This window comes from uncultured Alcanivorax sp., assembly GCF_947258575.1.
Classification (GTDB): domain Bacteria; phylum Pseudomonadota; class Gammaproteobacteria; order Pseudomonadales; family Alcanivoracaceae; genus Alcanivorax.
Window position 1 is genome coordinate 158,565 of the sequence record NZ_CAMYIV010000012.1, and the last position, 15,273, is coordinate 173,837.

A 15,273-nucleotide genomic window follows, 5' to 3' on the forward strand; every position below is an offset into this window, starting at 1 on the left:
TGTCATTCGTTCTGCCTAACCTCGTTTGCGTACTTTCACCGATTCAGTGGCCGGTACGTCCGGCTGCAGGCAGGCAACGAAAACAGACACAGGGAGAACAGAGATGGGCCACCATCCCGTAGAAGACAGCAACCGTTCCGATAACACCACCATCAACACTGTGCTGGAGCAGCACCTTTCCCGTCGCCAGATCCTGCGCGGCGGCGCTACCGCTGCCACCATGGTGGCAGGTGCCAGCCTGGTGGCCTGTGGTGGCGACAGCAACAATCGTAATGGCGGTGATGCGGGTAGTGAGACGCCTGCTGAGTTGGGTTTTGCGGCGGTGCCGCGGTCACTGGAGGATCGGGTGGTGCTGCCTGATGGCTACCAGGCCAGTGTGCTGATCGCCAAAGGTGATGCGCTGTTTTCCGATATCGCGGATTATCAGAACGATGGTAGCGGTGAGGACTTCGACAAGCGTTCCGGCGATGAGCACGACGGCATGGAGTTCTTCGGCCTGGGGGCTGCGGGTGTCTGGGAGCCGAATGCGTCTGAGCGTGGCGTGTTGTGCATGAATCACGAGAATCTGGAAGATGGCACCCTGCATGAGAATGGGGTGACCGATGCCGCCGATAACGGCGGTGCCCGTCCGCAGGTGGAGATTGACCGGGAAATCCTCGCCCATGGTGTGGCGTGTCTGGAAGTGATCAAAGAGGATGGCCAGTGGCGTTACGTCAAGGATTCCGCATTCAACCGTCGTGTTACCGGCGCCACTGAAGCGGTGATTTCAGGCCCCTGCGCAGGCCATGACGCCTTGAAAACCAAACTGAGCCCTGCCGGCGACAAGGGCTTTGGCACCCTCAATAACTGCGCCAGCGGCCGCACTCCCTGGGGCACCTACCTGACCTGTGAAGAAAACTGGTTTTCGTATTTCAATCGCAACGACGCGTCTGATGCGCGCAGTGCGGTCGAGAATGACCTGTTCGCGCGCTACGGCATGGGGCTGGTGAGCAAAGGGTTTTCATATCGGGAATGGGACACCGTTGCCGGCGACATGTACCAGCGGTTCAATATCAGTGTCATCGGTGCCACGGCCACGGATGATTTCCGCAATGAGCCGAACACCTTTGGCTATATTGTGGAGGTGGATCCTTTCGATACCGCCAGCAAACCGGTCAAGCGTACCGCCATGGGCCGCTTTGCCCATGAAGGCGCCATCTTTGCTCCCGCCGAAGCCGGCAAGCCGCTGGTGTATTACATGGGCGATGATTCCCGCAACGAATATCTCTACAAGTTTGTCAGTGCTGCCAGCTGGGATCCCGCTGACGTGGGTATGGGAACCACTGCGGGCAACAAATATCTGGATGACGGCAAGCTGTATGTGGCGATCTTCAACAATGACGGCACCGGCGAGTGGAAAGAGCTGAGCTTCGGAGTGAACGGGCTGGATGCAGCGAATCCCCTTTACCCCTTCTCCAGTCAGGGTGATGTAATCCTGGCGACCCGTCTTGCCGCAGACCATGTTGGTGCGACCAAGATGGATCGTCCGGAGTGGGCGGCGGTCAACCCGATGAATGGTGAGTGCTACCTGACCCTGACCAACAACAGCGGCAGAAACCGTACCCCGGATACCGTTGATGGCGTCAATCCGCGCACCTATGGCGGCTCGGGGGGTAACCCCAATGGTCACATTATCCGCTGGCGCGAAGAGGGTGGCGATCATGCCGCCACCAGCTTCGATTGGGATGTGTTCCTGTTCGGCGCCCCTGCCGACAAGGATGCTCAAAGCATCAATCTGTCCGGCCTGACCGCCGACAATGATTTCTCCAGCCCGGATGGTTTGTACTTCGATCAACGTGGTCTGTTGTGGATTCAGACCGATGATGGCGCCTATCGCGATACGGTGAATAACCAGATGCTGGTGGCTATACCGGGCGAGGTCGGTGACGGTGGCATGCTTACCTTTACCAATGATTTTGGTGCTGAGGAAAATACCACCTTCGTTGGCAAGGATGCATCGGCGGTGGACCTTCGCCGTTTCCTGGTCGGCCCGAAAGGCTGTGAAATTACCGGTATCACCATGACGCCGGATGCCCGCAGCCTGTTCATCAACGTGCAGCACCCCGGCGAGGGTGGCTCTGCCGCCAACTTCAACACGGATGTAAGCACATGGCCAAACCCGAATGGTGATGCCTTGTCATTGGGCAATGGTGTCAGCCGTCCCCGTTCTGCCACTATCGTGATCACCCGTGAAGATGGTGGTGAAATCGCACTGTAAGTCGGCAATCTAACGGAAAAGGCCGCCCACATTGTGGGCGGCTTTTTTCGTTCCGGATTGTGTTTTTTTAAAGTCAAAGCGTCACTGAGATAGCGCGTTGCTGTCATCGCGGAGTCATGCAGGGGCGGGACAATGTTCGTCATATCCCATCAGACAAACGCAGGTGAAAAACATGCTTTCCGGTATCAGCCTCTGGCAACTTCTTATTGTTCTGGTCATCGTCATCATGCTGTTTGGTACCAAACGAATCCGTAGTCTTGGTTCTGATCTGGGAGGCGCTTTCAAGGGCTTCCGGGATGCGGTCAAGGATGGCGAGAAAAGCCTGCAAGCGGAGCAGGAGGATTCGGCGTCATTGGTGTCCAGTGATCTGGACTCGCAGAAAGACACCCTGCGGAGCTAAGAGTCATGCTCGATTTCGGGTTCATGGAAGTGCTGCTGGTCTGTGTGATCGCGCTGGTGGTGCTGGGGCCGGAAAAGCTACCCAGGCTGGTGCGCACTCTGGGGCAGTGGCTGGGTAAAGGCCGCGCGATGATGAAGCAGGTGCAGCAACAGCTGGAAAGCGAAGCGCGCAATCTGGATATGAAAGAACGCCGTGACAAGATCCAGCGAGAGTTGGCGTTATTGCAACAAGAGCCTGTGGATAAGCCCCCCATGGAGGAAAATGGGTCGGCGAAGAAAATGGAGTCATCATGAATTCCATGCCGCTGACCCGGCATTTGCTGGAACTGCGCCAGCGACTGTTGCGCTCAGTCGTTGCTGTTTTGTTGATTTTCATCCCCTTGTTCATGTTTGCCGGGGACATTTATACCCTGCTGGCGCAGCCGTTGATGCAGGCGCTGCCCGAAGGCGGCAGCATGATCGCCACTGATGTAACCGGGCCTTTTCTGGTGCCCTTCAAGTTGGCGTTGTACCTGAGCATGTTATTGGCCATGCCGTTTTTACTGCACCAATGCTGGAGCTTTGTGTCACCAGGGCTTTATCGGCGTGAGAAGCGTTTTGCGCGCCCGCTGTTGTTTGCCAGCGTGCTGTTGTTCTATTTCGGTGCCGTGTTCGCCTGGTTTGTGGTCATGCCGCTGTTGTTTGCGTTCTTTATCTCGGTGGCCCCGCAAGGGGTGGCGGTGATGACGGATATCGGTGCCTGGCTGGGGTTCACCATGACATTCGTGATGGCTTTTGGCATGGCCTTTGAGTTGCCCGTGGCTGTGGTGCTGCTGGTAGCGTCGGGAATTGTCACGCCGACAGTTTTGGCCGGTGGGCGGGCTTATGTGGTGGTGGGGTGTTTCGTGGCGGGCATGTTGCTGACGCCGCCGGACATTATCTCCCAGAGCCTGCTGGCGATCCCCATGTGGGTGCTCTTTGAGGTGGGGCTGCTGTGTTCGCGCTGGGTGGAGCCGATGGCGGATGACAGTGAGGCGCTGTCCTGACGGGGCGCAGGCAGGGTGTGGGGTCTAGATCACGCGGAGCCTGTCGGCAGGGGCGCTGCCAGGGCCAGCTGGTTACTTCCTGCGGCGGGTAATGATGATCAGTGCCACGGTGATGCCGATGACTGCCGCCGGAAACACTAGCAGGTAGCGTTTGCGATTGGCTTCTTTCTCGCGCTGGGCATCAGCTTGCTGAATAGCGGGGTGTTTGGCGCTGCCATCGTCGGCATAGGTGGCAACCGGCGCCAGGAACAGACTGGTGGCCAATACGAAGGCTGCGATCATGGAACGTAGGATATTCATGGCTTTCTGCACCTTGGCTCTGGGACGGCTGGCGGTGTTTGGCCTGAAACAAAAAAGGGCCCCCGTTTGGGAGCCCTTTGAATTGGTGCCGAGGAGAGGACTTGAACCTCCACGGGGTTGCCCCCACTAGCACCTGAAGCTAGCGTGTCTACCAATTTCACCACCTCGGCGTTTCGTGCTGTACCGAACCCTTCAATATAAGGTAAAGTTGCTTACCGTTTCCGGTCGGTTCATCGCGAAAGCGCGTGCATTCTAGTATATGATGGCCGGATGTCAAACCCTCTTTCCGAAAAAAATTTAATGCCCCCTAAAAAACGTTACCGTGACCCCCATGCCGATCGTGAGGCCGAAAACTACGAAAACCCTGTTCCCAGCCGGGAACTGATCCTTGAGGTGCTCAACGACCATGGCAAGCCCATGGAGTTCGAGCAAATCGCCTCCCTGCTGGAGGTGGACGAGGATGGTGAAGTCGGCCTCGAACGTCGTCTCAAAGCCATGCTGCGTGATGCCCAACTGGTACAGAACCGCAATGGCAAGCTGGGCGTGGTGTCCCGTATGGACCTGATCGCCGGCCGAGTTCAGGCTCACAAGGACGGCTTTGGCTTCCTGATTCCCGATGACAAAACCCAGAGTGACCTGTTTCTGGGGCCTCGCCAGATGGAAAAAGTCCTGGATGGGGATCGGGTGCTGGTCAGCGATGCCGGCTATAACCGCTTTGGCAAAAAAGAAGCCCGCATCGTAGAGATCACCGAACGGGTTGCCACCGAAATGGTCGGCCGCTACTCCCGCGAGGCCGGCATCAGCTTCTTGCAGCCGGAAAACCGGCGTATTACCCGTGAAGTGCTGGTTGAGGACAAGAATGGCCTCAAACCCAACCCGGGTGACCACGTACGCGCCACGATTACCCAGTACCCCAGCCGTGACCACCATGTGCTGGTGCGTCTGGAAGAGATTATTGCCACTCCGGATCAGGCTGGCATGGAAATCGAGGTGGCCCTGCGCCGTTTCGAGATTCCTCATGTCTGGCCGGACGGTGTGGAAGCCGACGCCGAGCGTTTTGGCACCGGTGTGCCCCACAAGGCGAAAGCCCATCGGGTGGACCTGCGTGATCTGCCGCTGGTCACCATTGATGACGAAACCGCCCGGGATTTTGATGACGCGGTCTATGTGGAGCGTCGCCCCCGTGGTGGCTGGCGCCTGATCGTCGCCATTGCTGATGTCAGCCACTATGTGGCGCCGGGTTCTGCCCTGGATCGGGAGGCCGCTACCCGTGGCAATTCGGTGTACTTCCCCAACCGGGTGGTGCCGATGCTGCCGGAGGCCCTGTCCAACGGGCTGTGCTCGCTCAATCCCCATGTGGATCGGCTGTGCCTGTATTGCGACATGAGAATTTCCGCCAACGGTCGTCTGACCGGGTTTGTCTTCCGTGAAGGGGTGATGCGCTCGCGGCACCGCCTGACCTACAACAAGGTCGGCGCGATCATCGAAGAACCGGATTCCCAGTTGGCCCAGGACACCGTGGCCAGTCTGGACGACGAGTCCCTGGACATGATCTGGTCGTTCCATGAAATGTTCCTGGCACTGCGCAAGCGCCGTGCGGAACGGGGCGCCATCGATTTCGACAGCGATGACACCCGCATCATCTACGATGAAAACCAGAAGATTCAGGCCATTGTGCCGGTGACCCGCAATGTGGCGCATATCATGATCGAGGAGGCCATGCTGGCCGCCAACATCTGTTCCGCCAAACTGCTGGAAAAATCAGGTCTGCCGGCCCTGTTCCGTAACCACGAGCCCCCCAAGGAAGAGCGTCTCAGCAAGCTGCAGCAATTCCTGGGTGGCCTGGGGCTGAGCCTGGGCTGGTCGGAAGGCGCGCCCAAGCCGCACGTCTATCAGGATTTGCGTGAGCAGATTCTGGATCGACCGGATCGCAACGTGATTCAGACCATGATGCTGCGCTCCATGACCCAGGCCAAATACGAGGCGGAGAACAAAGGGCACTTCGGGCTGGCCTACAAGGCCTATACCCACTTCACCTCGCCGATTCGCCGTTATCCGGATTTGCTGGTACACCGGGCCATCCGCTTCCTCATTCGTAGCGAAGGTGAGCCCAATCACGTGGACAATCCCGGCAAACTGCCGAAGATTCCCGCTGAGAAGCTGATTCCCTACAGTCAGGCAGACATGGTGGCCATCGGTGAGCAGTGCTCCATGACCGAGCGCCGGGCTGACGACGCCACCCGCGATGTGGTGTCCTGGCTCAAATGCCAGTTCATGGAATCGCATATCGGTGACGTCTTCGAGGGTGTCATCAGCGGTGTGGCCAACTTCGGTCTCTTTATCCAGCTCAATGAGCTGCATATTGATGGCCTGGTGCACGTGGCCAACCTGGATAGTGACTACTACCACTTCGACGAGGTCAATCTGACCCTCACCGGGGAAAGCAGTGGCCGCAAATTCGGGCTCGGCGATGGCGTCACCGTGCGAGTGGCGGCAGTCCATACCGAAGACCGCAAGATCGATCTGCAGCTGGAATCCTCCACCCCGTCCGGCAAGGGGCGTCCCAAGGGCGGCAGCAAGAAAGGCGGTGGCGGTAATCGCAGAGGCGGCAACAGCGAGCGGGAAAAGCTGGCCAAGGGCGATATCCCCAAAGCCAAGCCCAAACGCAAGGGGCCGCCGCGCGGTAAAAAAGCGGCCCGGCGTAGCAGCAAAAGCTAGGCCCTTCTCTGCAGGAGCGAGCCTGCCTGCAAGTGACCCCCGGTCCCGGTGGCGTCGTTTGTGGTCAGGCTCCCCTGATCCCCTATTTGCCCGGGCGCGCCGCGTGCGGGTGTGATGCGTGCAGGCGTTATCATGAGCAAACCCCAGAAACCCCAGATGTATTCCGGCTTCCACGCGGTGGAAGCCCTGTTGCGGCATCGTCCTGAGGCGGTGCTGGAGCTGTTTGTACAAGACAGCCGTGCCGAGCGGGAGGAGCCTCGGCTGGCCGCCATGATCCAGTCTGCCAGGGACTTCGGCATTGCGGTACAGCGGGCGCGTCGGGAGGTGCTGGAAAAACACGCCGGTCCCCAGCATCAGGGCATCGTGGCCCGGGCGCGGCCGCGCAAGCCCGGCGATGAGAGTGGCCTGCTGAAGTGGCTGGATGGCAAACCCGAACGCCCCTGGCTGTTGATTCTGGAAAATGTCACCGATCCCCATAACCTGGGGGCTTGCCTGCGCAGTGCCGATGCGGCCGGAGTCGATGCGGTGATCGTACCGCGCCGCAACGCCGCCGGGCTCACTCCGGTGTCCTGTCGCACGGCGGTGGGGGCAGCGGAAAGCCTGTCCTATTACGAGGTGGGCAACCTGGCCAGTTTGCTGGATCAGCTGCGCGAAAGGGGCGTCTGGGTGGTGGGCACTGCACTTGAAGAGCGCAGTGAATCCTTGTTTGCGTTCCAGCCCCCGAATGCCCTGGCAGTCGTGATGGGCGCGGAAGGTGCCGGCCTGAAGCGCCTGACCCGGGACAAGTGCGACCAGCTACTGGAAATCCCCATGGCCGGCGAGGTGCAGAGCCTGAATGTGTCCGTGGCCACGGGGGTGATGCTGTTTCATGTGCGCGCACAGAGGGAAAGCAGTGAATAGTTAACAGTGAATAGTTGCGCGAGCAACGGTGTCCGGTTTTCTGAATATATGAGGCCGCGATCAGATTCTGGTCGCGGCCTCATGCGTTGGGAAGGCTACAAGCCTGAATCGCGAGGCTGTTAACTATTCATTGTTCACTATTAACTGCTACCGCAGTTCTGCCTGGTTGACGACGGTCTGACGCTCCAGCGTGGGTAGCGGCAGCGGGGTGCGGCTGACGGACAGTTCCCGCTGGATGCGCACGTTGTCCTCCAGCAGTATTTCCGGAATGTCATCGTCAAGGTTATTGGGCAGAGCGCCGGGGACACTGAGAGCCTTGTCGGCCAGCTTCTGGCCGGGCAGTGGCGCCAGCGGAAAGCTGATATGGGTGGTGCGGTTATAGCGAATCGGTTCCCGGTATTGCGGCTGCACATAGCCATCGGCATTGCGCACGGCGGTGTCCAGATCCTCCGGGCCGGTGACATGGTGCCAGTCATTGGGGCTGCTGGGTCGGGGTGGGGCGATGGATTCGCCGCGGGCCAGTCTGGCGGTCAGGCGGCTCTTGCGCTGTTGCCAGGCCAGCAGATCGGTGACGAACTGGTCCTGGCGATTGTACTCATGAATGTCCGGTCGAGGCCCCAGTGCCTGCTTCAGGGCCTGTTGCTGGGGTTGGCTCAGTCCGCTGCTGCCGGCGGCCGCTGCCATCGTCGGCAGCAGAGGCCCCAGCAGGGTCAGCAGGATGATTAAGCGGATCAGGGACATGGCGTGCTCCGGGGCCTCTTTCACATCTGCGCGCGGGTCAGGGCGAATTCTCGCAGCCGCTGCTCAGGCAGCTTTCCACTTCAATGAGGCCGGTGGTCAGCACTGACTCATTGTTCACATCCAGGTAGAGCATCAGATTGCCGTTGCTGGATATCTCGACGATGGCATTGGGGTTGCCGGCCATCAGGGTGGCCAGGTCTGCCTTGCGCTCTTCGCCAAACAGGTTTCGGTAAAGCTGTTCGGTGAGCAGGTTCCAGGCTTCGCCGCCATCGTTCAGCCCGTTTAGCTGCATGCCGACGATGGTCATCGGCAGCACCAGCGGGGTGTCTGACCCGGCGTTGCCGAGAAGGGTGCGGATATGCTCTCCGGACAGGGAGTTACCGGGCAGGGCCGGCAGGCCAAAACTCTGTGACGTGGAGCGGTTATACCAGGTGCGATTGCGCTGGTAATCAATCGGGCTCAGGCGCTCGGTGCGGGCCAGGGCGCTGTCCAGGGTTTCCGGTTGGTCGATGACAGTGGGGTCGCTGCTGGCCACCGGGTCGGGCTCATAATCCTGCGGGCAGGCTGCCTGATGGTTGGCTTGCTGACGATTGGCCTGCTTGTACTGCATCACCTGCAGCAGGAAGTCCGAGTAATCCGGGTAATCCTCAAGAGCCGGTTTGTCCGGCACGGCCACCGGGCTGCCACAGGGTGGCGGGGCCGATTCCTGGGCGGACAGGGGACTCAGCAGGCATAGGCTGCACAGGCCGAAGGCCAGAGCGCTAAATTTCATGGTCGTATCCCGTTCTTGTTGTTTTCCCTTTTATTTCAGGGATTTAGGGTTAACGACGCTTCTTGTAAGCGTTTGTAGCGTTTTGTTTCTACTGAGCATACGTCCGTCTTTACCGGATGGCAACGGATATGCCTTGAGGAAAGGGCGTGCAATGGGATAGAATCGCGCGCTTCCTGCGTCCTATAGGCTTTAGCCTGTCGAGCAGGTCTCCTTGCTTCACCGTCCAGCATCTGGCGGATGGGAAGCTGAATTGATGCCGTGAGGTATCGCAACCGTAAGGAGCTAACATGCGTCATTACGAAGTTGTGTTCCTGGTTCACCCGGACCAGAGCGAACAGGTGCCGGCCATGATCGAGCGTTATAGCGCGATCGTGACCGATGGTAAGGGCACCATCCACCGTCTTGAAGATTGGGGCCGTCGTCAGCTGGCTTACCCGATCAACAAGATCCACAAAGCCCACTACGTGATGCTGAACATCGAATGTGACGGCGAGACCCTGGGCGAGCTGGAAAACACTTTCCGCTTTAACGATGCCGTAATCCGTCACCTTGTGATTCGTTGCGACAAGGCGGCCTCCGAGCCGTCCCCGCTAGCCAAGAATGACGAGAAGGAGGGGGCTGCCAGCTGATTTTGGAAAGCAATCGCTGTGAACTCACTGGTGTGATTGTCACTTTGGAAAAAGTGATAGTGACGCCGGCAGGGGTACCGCGCCAACGCCTGTGGCTGGAGCATCGCTCCCGGCAACTGGAAGATGGCCATCCCCGCGAAGTCCAGGCCCGCATTGCCGTGATACTGGCAGGTGGGATGACCCGACAGGCGCAGAGCCTGAAAGAGGGTCAGCGCATTAAAGTTACCGGTTGCCTGAGTCGCGCCGGTTACAAAGGTGACGCCCGGGACCGTTTGCAATTGATTGCCCAAACGCTGGACACCCTCAACCAGGATTAAAGAGGAGATTATCCAATGGCCCGTTTTTATCGCCGCCGCAAGTTCTGCCGCTTTACCGCGGAAGGTGTTGAGTACATCGATTACAAAGATCTCGACACCCTGAAAGCTTACATCACTGAAACCGGCAAGATCGTGCCTAGCCGTATTACCGGCACCAAGGCACGCTACCAGCGTCAGCTGGCCTCTGCGATCAAGCAGGCCCGCTTCCTGGCGCTGCTGCCGTACACTGACAGCCACGACAATTAAGCCGAGGGGACCATCATGCAAGTGATCCTGCTGCAAACGATCAAGAACCTGGGTGACCTGGGTGCTGTGGTGGATGTGCGTTCCGGTTACGGTCGTAACTTCCTGATTCCGCAAGGTAAAGCGTTGCCGGCTACCAAAGGCAACCTGGCCGAAGTGGAACAGCGTCGCGCCGAGCTGGAGAAGCAAGCTGCCGAGCAGCTGGCCGCCGCCCAGGAACGTGGTGAAAAACTGAACGAAGCCAGCGTGACCGTGACCTCCAAGGCCGGTGACGAAGGCAAGCTGTTCGGTTCCGTGGGTACCCGCGACATCGCCGACGCCATTACTGCTGCCACTGGTGTGGAAGTGGAAAAGGCCGAAGTGAAGCTGCCCCACGGTGCTCTGCGTAACACTGGTGAGTACGACATCGACGTGGTTCTGCACGCCGACGTGACCGTGACCATCAAGCTGGCTGTGGTTCCTGCCGAGTAATCGACAGTTGACCGACAACCGGTTTGCCCCTTGCGGGGCGCGGTGACAGAATTAGGGCATTGTCCGCAAGGGCAGTGCCCTTTTTCGTTTAGTGACAAGTTGAAAGTTCAAAGTGGAAACGCGAGCCAATCCGGTGACAATTTCAGGGTTGCTGGCCGCGTTCAGGGCGTTGGCGCGGAGAGACGTTTAGAATGGCGCTTTCGCCCCCTGTCGCGTTGCAACTTTTAACTTTCAACTTTCTCCTCTTATGTTGGTTGCCCCATGAATGATGCCCTGTCGCTGGATAAACACCTGCCGGAAAACCTCCGGGTCCCCCCCAATTCCCTGGAGGCGGAACAGGCCATTCTGGGTGGCTTGTTGCTGAATAACAGCGCCTGGGATGATGTCGCCGAGCGGATCAGCACGGAAGATTTCTATCGCAAGGAGCATCGCCAGATATTTTCCGTCATCGGGCAACTGGTGGAAGAGGAAAAACCCTGTGACCTGGTAACCGTGTCCCAGGCGCTGACCCATCTGGACCAGCTGGACGATGTGGGCGGCATGAACTATCTGTCAGAGCTGGCCCGCAATACGCCCAGTGCGGCCAATATCAACGCCTACGCAGATATCGTGCGTGAGCGCAGCATCCTGCGGCAGTTGATCCATGTGTCCCAGGATGTCACCAAGAACGCGTTCACCCCCCAGGGCCGCAAATCCCTGGAGATTCTTGATGAGGCGGAATCGGCGATTTTCCGCATTGCCGAACAGCAGAAGAAAGGGGCAGGCCCGCTGGACATCAAAACCGTGCTAAAAAAGGCGGTGGACCGCATTGATGAGCTCTACAAGCACAAGGGGTCGCTGACCGGTCTGACCACCGGTTTCGAGGAGCTGGACAAGATCACCTCCGGCCTGCAGCCCTCCGACATGGTGGTGATTGCTGCACGTCCTTCCATGGGTAAAACCACCTTTGCCATGAACTTGTGCGAGAACGTGGCGATCAAGAACGGCAAGCCGGTGCTGGTGTTCTCCATGGAAATGCCCGCCGATGCCATCGTCATGCGGATGCTCTCGTCCCTGGGCAGAATCAATCAGAGTTCGATTCGCTCCGGTAACCTGGACAAGGATGATTGGCCGCGCATTACCTCTGCCATTCATATGCTCAGTGAGCAGAAGATTTTCATCGATGACACTGCGGCCCTGAGCCCGCTGGAAATGCGTGCCCGGGCGCGCCGGGTTGCCCGGGAATGCGGTGGTGAGCTGGGCCTGATCATGGTCGATTACCTGCAGCTCATGCAGGTGCCCGGCGTAGAAAACCGGGTCAACGAAATTTCCGAGATTTCCCGTAACCTCAAAGGGCTGGCCAAGGAAATGAACTGCCCGGTACTGGCCCTTTCCCAGCTCAACCGTTCCCTGGAGCAGCGTCCCAACAAACGCCCGGTAATGTCCGACCTGCGGGAATCCGGGGCGATTGAACAGGATGCGGATCTGATCGTGTTCCTCTATCGCGATGAGGTCTACAACAAGGAAACCAACGAAAAAGGCGTGGCGGAAATCATCCTCGGCAAGCACCGGAACGGTCCCATCGGCACCGTGCGCCTGGCGTTCCGGGGTGAATTCCTGCGCTTCGATGACCTGGCACCGGAATACTATGCGCAGCTATCAGCCATGGATGAATAAGACGCTGGACGCTGGACGCCGGGTACCGGACGCGACGTTCCATTCTTTCGGCGTCGGGCGTCCGGCGTCCAGCGTCAGGCGGTATTGTCCATGAGAGGAACCCGTATCGAAATCCGCCCCGGGGCGCTCAGGCACAATGCGCGGCGGGCCAGGACCCTGGCAGACGGTGGCGAGGTGTTTGCCATGATCAAGGCCGACGGATACGGCCATGGTCTGACACTGGCAGCAGATGCCCTGGCTGGAGAGGTGGACGGCTTCGGGGTGGCGGTGCTGGAGGAGGCCCGTGCCCTGCGTGAGCATGGCATCAGTGAACCGATTCTGGTGGCGGAAGGTTTTTTTGATCGCGCAGAACTGGAACAGGCCAGGGCCTTGTCTCTGGAGATGGTCGTGCATTCCCCCTGGCAGGTGGCGCTGTTGCGAGATGACCCCGGCCCCCTGCGCCTGTGGCTGAAGCTGAATACTGGCATGAACCGCTTGGGACTACGTCCTGATAGTGCTTTGCAGGCCGCCGAACAATTGGCCGCTGCCGGCATGAACCCGGTGGGGGTGATGAGTCACTTTGCCTGCGCCGACGAAGCCGACGATGGTCGCACTGATACGCAGATGGCACTGGCCGCTGAAGTTGCAAATAGCCTCGGCGTGCCTCTCTCAGCGGCGAATTCGGCGGCCCTGATCCGTTACCCCCATACCCGTGCCCAGCGGGTGCGGCCGGGCATCATGCTGTATGGGTCGTCACCCTTCGACTGGCAGAGCGCCGCGCAGCTGAATCTGGCGGTAAGCCACCGTTTCAGTGCCCGGCTGATCGCCATCAATGAGATTCAGCCGGGTGACACGGTGGGTTATGGTGCCACCTGGACCGCAGCCCGGCCCGGCCGGATCGGCGTGGTAGCCGCCGGTTACGGTGACGGTTACCCGCGTCATGCACCCAGCGGCACTCCTGCCGCCGTCAATGGCCAGCCTACGGCGTTGGTGGGTCGTGTCTCCATGGATATGCTGACCATCGACCTGCATGGCATTGAGGCTGATATCGGTGACGAGGTTGAGCTGTGGGGAGATCTCGTGGATGTGGATCAGGTTGCCCGCGCCTGCGGCACCATCAGCTATGAATTGTTCTGTCAGATTACCGGCCGGCCGGAACGAATCATCGCCTGATTCGCGCAGTCGGTATCATGCGAAGCCGCTGTAGGAGCCCCGCTTGAGGCGCGAAAACCAAGTGCGATTTCACCACAGAGAACACAGAGCTTTCAGAGAAAACCGGCTTATCCTCAGTTATCTCGGTGTCCTCTGTGGTAAAAGATTCTTCCCTTCAGGCCTGGATTCGCGCCTCAAGCGGGGCTCCCACAGCGGCTATCGTAGAGAGTAATACATAAGAAGGACTTGTTTGTGGCCAAGAAAAAAACTGCCTTTGTGTGCACCGATTGTGGCGCTGATTTCCCCAAGTGGCAGGGGCAATGCCCCGCCTGTGGCACCTGGAATACCCTGCAGGAATTCGTCCATGACCCGGCTACCCCCATGTCGAAAGGTGCCGGTAGCCGTGGCGGTTTTTCCGGGCAATTGTCCGAGGTGCAGAATCTGGGTGAGATCGTGCTGGCGGAAACGCCACGCATCAGTTCCAGCATGGGCGAGCTGGACCGGGTGCTGGGCGGTGGTCTGGTGCCGGGCTCGGCGATCCTGATTGGCGGGCACCCCGGTGCCGGCAAATCTACCCTGTTGCTGCAAACCTTGTGCAAGCTGGCGACTGTCCAGAAGTGCCTTTATATCACCGGGGAAGAGTCCCTTTCCCAGGTGGCCATGCGCGCTGACCGGCTCAAGCTGCCCAAGGAACAGCTGCGGCTGGCGGCGGAAACCGATGTGGAACAGATCCTGGATCTGGCTCGCAAGGAACAGCCCCGGGTGCTGGTGGTCGATTCCATTCAGGTCATGTTCCTCGCCGCCTTGCAGTCCGCCCCGGGCAGCGTGGCCCAGGTGCGTGAGTGTGCGGCGGCGTTGACCCGTTTTGCCAAACAGACCGGCACCGTGCTGCTGCTGGTGGGCCATGTCACCAAGGATGGCACCCTGGCTGGTCCCAAGGTGCTCGAGCATATGATCGACTGCTCGCTGATGCTGGAAGGCTCCACGGATTCACGGTTCCGCACCTTGCGTGGGCTGAAAAACCGTTTCGGTGCAGTCAACGAGCTGGGCGTGTTTGCCATGACCGGCGAGGGGCTGAAAGAGGTGAAAAACCCCTCTGCTATCTTCCTTAACCGGGCCGATGAGATCGCCTCCGGTTCCCTGGTGACGGTGGTCTGGGAGGGCACTCGTCCCTTGCTGGTGGAGCTGCAGGCGCTGGTGGATGCCTCCCACTTCGGCAACCCGCGCCGGGTTTGTGTGGGCCTGGAGGCAAATCGTCTGGCCATGTTGCTGGCGGTGCTGCATCGCCATGGTGGCATCCAGGTGGGGGATCAGGATGTGTTCATGAATGTGGTGGGTGGCGTCAAGGTCACCGAAACCGCCGCCGACCTGGCCCAGGTGCTGGCCATCGTCTCCAGCTTCCGCGATCGGGCCCTGGGGCGTGAGCTAGTGGTGTTCGGCGAAGTGGGCCTGTCCGGCGAAATCCGCCCGGTGCCCCAGGGCCAGGAGCGTCTTTACGAAGCGGTCAAACACGGCTTCAAGAAAGCCATTGTTCCCAAGGCAAACTTGCCGCGCCAGCTGCCGGAAGGGGTGGAGGTGATCGGGGTGAGTACGGTGGCGGAGGCGCTGGAATACTTGTGAGGCAGTGAACAGTTAATAGTGAACAGTTAACAGTTGCGCGGCCAAGGGTTCCATTATTTTTAACGCATGAGGCCGCGACCAAAATTTGGTCGCG

The 15,273-nt window shown here is 59.3% G+C and carries 16 protein-coding genes and 1 tRNA gene; 13 read left to right on the forward strand and 4 right to left on the reverse strand.

Annotated elements, in window-relative coordinates:
• The first annotated feature begins 103 nt into the window (after positions 1-103).
• The 4 genes from Q0Y02_RS14145 (at position 104) to tatC (ending at position 3,681) form a co-directional block, all read left to right on the forward strand.
• Complete coding sequence (locus tag Q0Y02_RS14145) at positions 104-2,257, forward strand: PhoX family phosphatase (protein WP_297769796.1); 2,154 nt, start codon at positions 104-106, stop codon at positions 2,255-2,257.
• A gap of 172 nt (positions 2,258-2,429) precedes the next feature.
• On the forward strand, positions 2,430-2,657 hold the full coding sequence (locus Q0Y02_RS14150) for a Sec-independent protein translocase subunit TatA (protein WP_035245020.1): 228 nt from the start codon (positions 2,430-2,432) through the stop codon (positions 2,655-2,657).
• Between the two features lie 5 nt (positions 2,658-2,662).
• Positions 2,663-2,950: a Sec-independent protein translocase protein TatB gene (gene tatB / locus Q0Y02_RS14155; protein ID WP_272961569.1), complete on the forward strand. Its 288-nt coding sequence runs from the start codon at positions 2,663-2,665 to the stop codon at positions 2,948-2,950.
• A complete protein-coding gene (gene tatC, locus Q0Y02_RS14160) occupies positions 2,947-3,681 on the forward strand; it encodes a twin-arginine translocase subunit TatC (RefSeq protein WP_297769802.1) in 735 nt (244 codons plus the stop codon). The genes tatB and tatC overlap by 4 nt, the downstream gene beginning before the upstream one ends.
• Positions 3,682-3,753: 72 nt before the next feature.
• On the opposite strand, the gene Q0Y02_RS14165 is transcribed toward tatC, so the two are convergent.
• Together Q0Y02_RS14165 and Q0Y02_RS14170 are read right to left on the reverse strand one after the other, a co-directional pair.
• The gene (locus Q0Y02_RS14165) at positions 3,754-3,981 is read right to left on the reverse strand and encodes a hypothetical protein (protein WP_035245017.1); all 228 of its coding nucleotides are present in this window, start codon (positions 3,979-3,981) and stop codon (positions 3,754-3,756) included.
• 83 nt (positions 3,982-4,064) lie between these two features.
• Positions 4,065-4,151, reverse strand: a tRNA-Leu gene (locus Q0Y02_RS14170).
• Positions 4,152-4,281: 130 nt separating this feature from the next.
• Between Q0Y02_RS14170 and rnr the strand changes: the two genes are divergently transcribed.
• Positions 4,282-6,699, forward strand: a complete 2,418-nt coding sequence (gene rnr / locus Q0Y02_RS14175) for a ribonuclease R (protein ID WP_297769806.1) — start codon at positions 4,282-4,284, stop codon at positions 6,697-6,699.
• Between the two features lie 132 nt (positions 6,700-6,831).
• On the forward strand, positions 6,832-7,599 hold the full coding sequence (gene rlmB / locus Q0Y02_RS14180) for a 23S rRNA (guanosine(2251)-2'-O)-methyltransferase RlmB (protein WP_297769809.1): 768 nt from the start codon (positions 6,832-6,834) through the stop codon (positions 7,597-7,599).
• A 147-nt stretch (positions 7,600-7,746) separates the two neighbouring features.
• Here rlmB and Q0Y02_RS14185 read toward each other — a convergent pair whose 3' ends face one another.
• Entirely contained in the window at positions 7,747-8,340 is a 594-nt protein-coding gene (locus Q0Y02_RS14185; protein WP_297769812.1) for a hypothetical protein, read from the reverse strand.
• A 37-nt stretch (positions 8,341-8,377) separates the two neighbouring features.
• Positions 8,378-9,112, reverse strand: coding sequence for a hypothetical protein (locus Q0Y02_RS14190; RefSeq protein ID WP_297769815.1), 735 nt, complete (start codon positions 9,110-9,112; stop codon positions 8,378-8,380).
• A gap of 287 nt (positions 9,113-9,399) precedes the next feature.
• Between Q0Y02_RS14190 and rpsF the strand changes: the two genes are divergently transcribed.
• The 7 genes from rpsF (at position 9,400) to radA (ending at position 15,179) form a co-directional block, all read left to right on the forward strand.
• Positions 9,400-9,741, forward strand: coding sequence for a 30S ribosomal protein S6 (rpsF, locus tag Q0Y02_RS14195; protein WP_035245010.1), 342 nt, complete (start codon positions 9,400-9,402; stop codon positions 9,739-9,741).
• Between the two features lie 2 nt (positions 9,742-9,743).
• Complete coding sequence (gene priB, locus Q0Y02_RS14200; protein WP_297769819.1) at positions 9,744-10,058, forward strand: primosomal replication protein N; 315 nt, start codon at positions 9,744-9,746, stop codon at positions 10,056-10,058.
• 15 nt (positions 10,059-10,073) lie between these two features.
• On the forward strand, positions 10,074-10,304 hold the full coding sequence (rpsR, locus tag Q0Y02_RS14205; RefSeq protein ID WP_035245006.1) for a 30S ribosomal protein S18: 231 nt from the start codon (positions 10,074-10,076) through the stop codon (positions 10,302-10,304).
• 15 nt (positions 10,305-10,319) lie between these two features.
• On the forward strand, positions 10,320-10,772 hold the full coding sequence (gene rplI, locus Q0Y02_RS14210) for a 50S ribosomal protein L9 (RefSeq protein WP_297769824.1): 453 nt from the start codon (positions 10,320-10,322) through the stop codon (positions 10,770-10,772).
• A 261-nt stretch (positions 10,773-11,033) separates the two neighbouring features.
• Positions 11,034-12,428: a replicative DNA helicase gene (dnaB, locus tag Q0Y02_RS14215; protein WP_035245003.1), complete on the forward strand. Its 1,395-nt coding sequence runs from the start codon at positions 11,034-11,036 to the stop codon at positions 12,426-12,428.
• Positions 12,429-12,518: 90 nt separating this feature from the next.
• Positions 12,519-13,580, forward strand: coding sequence for an alanine racemase (gene alr / locus Q0Y02_RS14220; RefSeq protein WP_297769829.1), 1,062 nt, complete (start codon positions 12,519-12,521; stop codon positions 13,578-13,580).
• Between the two features lie 231 nt (positions 13,581-13,811).
• A complete protein-coding gene (gene radA, locus Q0Y02_RS14225) occupies positions 13,812-15,179 on the forward strand; it encodes a DNA repair protein RadA (protein WP_297769832.1) in 1,368 nt (455 codons plus the stop codon).
• Positions 15,180-15,273 lie beyond the last annotated feature (94 nt).